This is a genomic window from Pseudomonas agronomica (genome assembly GCF_025917275.1).
Taxonomy (GTDB): Bacteria; Pseudomonadota; Gammaproteobacteria; order Pseudomonadales; family Pseudomonadaceae; genus Aquipseudomonas; species Aquipseudomonas agronomica.
In genome coordinates this window covers 1-742 of record NZ_JAOSHO010000958.1, presented here as the reverse complement: position 1 = coordinate 742, position 742 = coordinate 1, and the positions used below count along the sequence as shown (strand labels likewise).

Below are 742 nucleotides of genomic sequence, written 5' to 3'. Positions count from 1 at the left end.
TCATCGGCCCGCGACGACGCGTCCAGCCCCGCCAACACCGCCTGCACCTGAACGATCTGCGCCCGATTGCCAACAAAGGACAGCGCCATTCCCACGCCCCACACCACGGCCAACCCCAGGAACAACGCATAAGCGACCCGCGGCGCGCCCCAGCCCAGCCGCGCGCCGACCGCCTTGTCGCGCTGCACGCCCTGCCACACCGGATCCGGCCACCAGAAATGCTCATCTTCAGCACTCCGGGTCTCGCGCAGCGGCTGGCTGAACCACAGCCCACGCAGCCTCACCCCCGGATTGAACCCACTCAACGACGGCGCCAGCGCCTGGCGCCAACGGGCAATGCCATCGGCCTGCAAATCCCGCGACAGGCGCAGCAGAAAATCGTGGTGCAGCTGCTTCTTGAGCTTCATCTGCACGATGCCCTGGTGACGCAAAGGCTCGACCAATTCCTGCAGACAATCCTCCAGCGTCGCCGGCGTGACCTTGGCCGGCAGCAGACACCCCACCGGCTGACGCTCGCGACCTTCCTGCGACCACGTCGCCTCGCACACCTGCCACAGGTGCAACGGCACCTGCCGGCGCATCCGACGAGCCAGCCCCTGCAAATGGCGCATGCCCTTGGTCAGCGCCACTGCATCGGCGCTTTGTTCTGGGGTCAGTGCCCAGACCGCGCCGTCCAACGTGCGCCAACGGCGTAAGCCAAGCCAATGATCCAGCAATGGGTTTTCCAGACTCTCTTGGAGGC

At 66.3% G+C, this 742-nt stretch carries 1 pseudogene; it reads right to left on the bottom strand.

The features are described from left to right. Positions 1 to 716 (bottom strand): annotated as a pseudogene (locus tag OC610_RS28365) (ImcF-related family protein); the annotation flags it as partial. Positions 717 to 742: the final 26 nt, after the last annotated feature.